The sequence below is a fragment of the uncultured Nisaea sp. genome, from assembly GCF_963974195.1.
Lineage (GTDB): Bacteria > Pseudomonadota > Alphaproteobacteria > Thalassobaculales > Thalassobaculaceae > Nisaea.
In genome coordinates this window covers 1-4,181 of sequence record NZ_CAXBDC010000182.1, presented here as the reverse complement: position 1 = coordinate 4,181, position 4,181 = coordinate 1, and the positions used below count along the sequence as shown (strand labels likewise).

Below are 4,181 nucleotides of genomic sequence, written 5' to 3'. Positions count from 1 at the left end.
CGGTCGAGTTCATCATGGATGAGGACGGTGCCTTCTATTTCATGGAGATGAACACCCGCCTGCAGGTCGAGCATCCGGTGACCGAGGCAATCACCGGCGAGGATCTTGTCGCCTGGCAGATCCGGGTGGCCGAAGGCGGAACGCTGCCGCTTGCGCAGGACCGGATTTCAACGTCGGGTCATGCGCTTGAAGTGCGGATCTATGCCGAGGATCCGGAACGCGAATTCCTGCCGCAGACCGGACGGCTGGGCCGTCTGGCCTTCCCGGAGGAAATGGACGGGGTGCGGGTGGATACCGGCGTCGCCGAGGGCGATTCTGTCAGCGTTCATTACGACCCGATGATCGCCAAGCTGATCACCCATGGCCGGGACCGGGCGGAGGCTCTGCGCCGTATGTCGCGGGCGCTCGGGCAGGTTCGGATTGCCGGGCTGGCGAACAATGTCCCTTATCTGAAGCGAATCATCGAGCACCCTGCTTTTATCGCTGGCGGAGTCGATACGCGCTTTATCGAAACCTATCGCGAAGATCTTGCCGCCGGTGGAGCCGGGGAGGCGGCAAGCATGCCGCTGCTTGCCGCTGCGGCTCTTCTGGAAGCGGACCGTCTGGACGTGGTGCGGCAAGCCCGCCTTGGCGGGGATCCCTATTCGCCATGGGCAATGGCGTATGGCTGGCGCCTGAATGACAATCCCCAGCACGGGGTGACGCTGCTGCAGGGGGCGGACGAGCTGTTATTGCTCTACCGCCTTGAGGCCGGAACCTACGTGTTCGAACAAGGGGAAAAGCAGGTCCGGATTGGCGTATCCCTGCATCAGGACGGGCGCCTGGAGGCCCGGATTGACGGGGTTACGCTCCATGCCGAGGCCGCCTTCGACGCTGGCACGGTGACGGTCTTTTACGACGGTACGGCGCATCGCTATGTTTTGAAAACGGCACTGGCTTCCGGAGCCGAGGCCGGGGAAGATTCCGGCCACGTCGCCGCGCCGATGCCCGGCAAACTGATCGCGGTCCATGTTGCCGAAGGCGCGGAAGTCGCCAAGGGTGATCCGTTGATGGTGCTGGAAGCCATGAAGATGGAGCATGTGATCAGGGCCCCGGATGACGGTGTTGTCGCGGCATTGCATTACGGGCCCGGCGATCAGGTCGAGGAGGGGGCGGATTTGCTGCTCTTCGAGACGCGTATCGCTGACTGATCGGCAAGGGCCTGCCTGGCGGGTCGTCTGGTCGCTTTCCCGCCTGTTCAGTTGAAGAGTTTTTCGATGTCGCATTTGCAGCCCCGCCACCTGATTCTCCTGCCGGTTTTTGCCTTTGCTGGCTGGCTGGCCTTATTTCCGCCTGCGGGCATGCCGGACGGCGCGGCGCCCGCGGGAGCACTGGTTGTGCTCTGTATAGGGCTCTGGGCAACGGGGGCCATTGCCGAGCATCTGGTGGCGATGCTGCTGTTCTTCCTCGCCATGGTGTTTTCCGTCGCGCCGCCGGAAGTCGTGTTCTCCGGATTCGCCTCGGGTGCTTTCTGGCTTGTTCTGGGCGGCCTGATCATCGGGGCGGCCGTGGATGTCACCGGCCTTGGCAAGCGTCTGGCCCGGGCCATCACTGCCCGTATTTCCGGTGGTTACGGCGCGGTCATTACCGGGATCGTCATTGTTTCTGTTGTGCTGATCTTCCTGATGCCGTCGACCCTGTCGCGAATCGTCCTGTTGATGCCGATCATGACCGCTTTGGCCGACCGGCTCGGCTATCCGGCGGGCAGCAAGGGGCGGAACGGCATGGTGCTGGCGATGATTCTTACCTCCTATCTCTGCTCGGTCGGTGTGCTTCCGGCGAATGTGCCGAACAATGTGCTGGTTGGTGCGGCGGAAACGTCGCACGGCGTGCATATCCGCTATTTCGACTATTTGCTGCTGCATTTCCCGGTGCTTGGCGCGGTCAAGGCGGTGGTGATTGCCCTGCTGCTGACCTGGATGTTCCGCGAGCCCGGCCATGCGGATGCAGCGGAGCAGGAAGACATGCGCGGGAACTGGTCGGGCATGAGCCTTTCCGAGCGAAAGATGGCGCTCTATCTCGCCGCCGCGCTGGTTTTCTGGTCGACGGACGCGGTCCATGGTGTTTCGGCCGCCTGGGTGTCGCTTGGTGTGGGCGTGCTTTGCCTGATGCCGGGGGCGGGGCTGGTGTCCGCTGAAGTTTACCGGCAAAAAATATCCCTCAATCCGTTGATCTATATCGCCGGTATTCTTGCCGTCGGTGCGCTGGTCTCGCAGTCGGGACTGGGCGGATGGATTGGCGAGAAACTGATCGCGACTGCCGGTCTTGCGCCGGGGCAGCCGGCCCAGAATTTCGCGACCATTGCCGGTATCGGCACCCTGATGGGGATGATTTCCACCATGCCGGCCGTGCCGGCCGTCCTGGCACCTCTCGCGGATCAGGTGGCGGAGGCAAGCGGCTTTCCGGTGTTTCTCGTGCTGAATCTGATTGTCGTCGGTTTTTCGACGGTGATTCTGCCGTACCAGGTGCCGCCCTTCATCATCGGCATGCAGCTTGGGGGCGTGCCGATTCGGGTTGGTGCGCGGGCATGCTTCTTTCTGGCCATCGCATCGCTTGGCTTGATTCTGCCGCTGGACTTCGCTTGGTGGTGGCTGCTCGGTATGTTTGGCTAGGTCTACATGACCGCCAGACAGCAAGCCCCGGACCCAGCGGACAACAGCCATGCCTCTTAATCTGATCAAGCTTTGCGTCGGGATCGAGACGGTGGAGCAGCTGGAGCACTATCGCGCGGAGCAGGTCCGTCATGCGGAAGCATCCGGTGTGGAGCCGGTCAGCACACACCGTACCCGATCCTTTCCGCGCCGGGCGGAGGAGATACTGGAAGGCGGCTCGCTCTATTGGGTCATCAAGGGGCAGGTCCGTGCCCGCCAGCGGATAGAGCGTCTGGACGAAGTCGAAATGGGGGAAGGGGGACGGCCGCATTGCGGCATCGTCCTCGACCCGAAGGTCGTCCGGGTGGTGCCCCGCCCGCAGCGGGCCTTTCAGGGCTGGCGCTATCTGGAAGAAGCAAACGTTCCGCAGGATCTTTATGAGGCGGGCGGTGATATAGACGCTGCCATGCCCGATGAGATGCAGGCGGAACTCCGGCGACTCGGCATCCTGTAACGGTTACGGGACACCGGTCAGCCGAAGACCGTTACTCGGTTGTTGTCATGTATCGCGTGTCGTCAAGACGGGGCCGGTGCCGGAGGGGCGGATCGGGGCAGGGCGCTTTTTTCGGCCAGCGGGTTGGCCGGCGCGACCGTGAAATCGATATTTGTCCCGCCTGTCGTACGGCTTTGCAGGGTGATCGAGGCGATGCGGTCGCCGCGGGAATAGGTCATGGTGCTGATGGCAGACCTGACGCTGGTGATTTTTATCCATCCGAAGCGCGGCATTTCCCGTTCATAGAAGGCATACATGTCCGGCATTTTGTGCCCGACAGTAAGGGCAAGACGGCCGATCCAGCCTTCCTCGGCACCAAGTACCAGCAGATTATCGAAATCAATCTCTGCGTTGGCCGGGATCGGAATGTCGCGGAATTCAGCGAATTGTGGGCCGGTGCCACGGTCCTGTTTCTGGGCGCCACCTGTTTCCGCATCCTTTTCCGAAGGCGCGCCGGTGCTTACCGTTTGGCCAAAAGGCGTGAAATTGGGGGGCACGCAGGCGCTAAGCGCCAGGACTGATCCGGTCACAAGCATGGCCAATGGAAGCGCGGCCGATCTGATTCTGCCGTGACGCCCTCTTTGCATCTCGATTATTTCCTTATTCAGAGACCCGAGCAATGGCGCTAAATTGCCGTTGACACCCTATAGGGTGTTTTTTTGCGCCATTTTTATGCTATATATAGTGCCATCAATTTTGGAGCCTGTCAGGATTTTTCGCTGTTGACAGGCCCCGTCCCGAGGTCCTATACACCGGCCCACTTCGCGGCGCCGCAGCGCTGACACGCCTCTCCAAAAAAGAGGCTTGCATCCAGCAGCGGCCTCGCCTACATTCGGGTTTCGCGAAACGTTGATCGTCTTCGCGGCTTCCAAAGACGGGGAATATCCGGGCCGCCGGTAAGGCGGAACAGGGTTTCGTTGTCTCTCCTCTTCGGAGGAGGCGTTCTTTGACATTGTAGATATAGGAAAGGGATGCGCAGGCGGCGGGCCTGAGAGGTT

The 4,181-nt window shown here is 61.5% G+C and carries 4 protein-coding genes; 3 read left to right on the top strand and 1 reads right to left on the bottom strand.

Going from position 1 to position 4,181, the window contains the following annotated elements; translation table 11 throughout:
• The 3 genes from AAC126_RS21855 to AAC126_RS21845 form a co-directional block, all read left to right on the top strand.
• Positions 1-1,190 (top strand): biotin/lipoyl-containing protein (locus AAC126_RS21855; RefSeq protein ID WP_339857497.1); only part of this gene is annotated, 1,190 nt, incomplete at its 5' end.
• 66 nt (positions 1,191-1,256) lie between these two features.
• Positions 1,257-2,651 carry an SLC13 family permease gene (locus AAC126_RS21850; protein ID WP_339857495.1) on the top strand — a complete coding sequence of 465 codons (1,395 nt, stop codon included), beginning with the start codon at positions 1,257-1,259 and terminating at the stop codon, positions 2,649-2,651.
• Between the two features lie 49 nt (positions 2,652-2,700).
• Entirely contained in the window at positions 2,701-3,144 is a 444-nt protein-coding gene (locus tag AAC126_RS21845; RefSeq protein ID WP_339857493.1) for a DUF1489 domain-containing protein, read from the top strand.
• A gap of 62 nt (positions 3,145-3,206) precedes the next feature.
• On the opposite strand, the gene AAC126_RS21840 is transcribed toward AAC126_RS21845, so the two are convergent.
• Positions 3,207-3,713, bottom strand: coding sequence for a hypothetical protein (locus AAC126_RS21840; protein WP_339857491.1), 507 nt, complete (start codon positions 3,711-3,713; stop codon positions 3,207-3,209).
• Between the last annotated feature and the right edge of the window lie 468 nt (positions 3,714-4,181).

What these genes read in the sequence shown, in the direction of transcription:
- AAC126_RS21850 (WP_339857495.1), top strand. Translation starts at nt 1,257, where the DNA reads ATGTCGCATTTGCAGCCCCGCCACCTGATTCTCCTGCCGGTTTTTGCC.
- AAC126_RS21845 (WP_339857493.1), top strand. Translation starts at nt 2,701, where the DNA reads ATGCCTCTTAATCTGATCAAGCTTTGCGTCGGGATCGAGACGGTGGAG.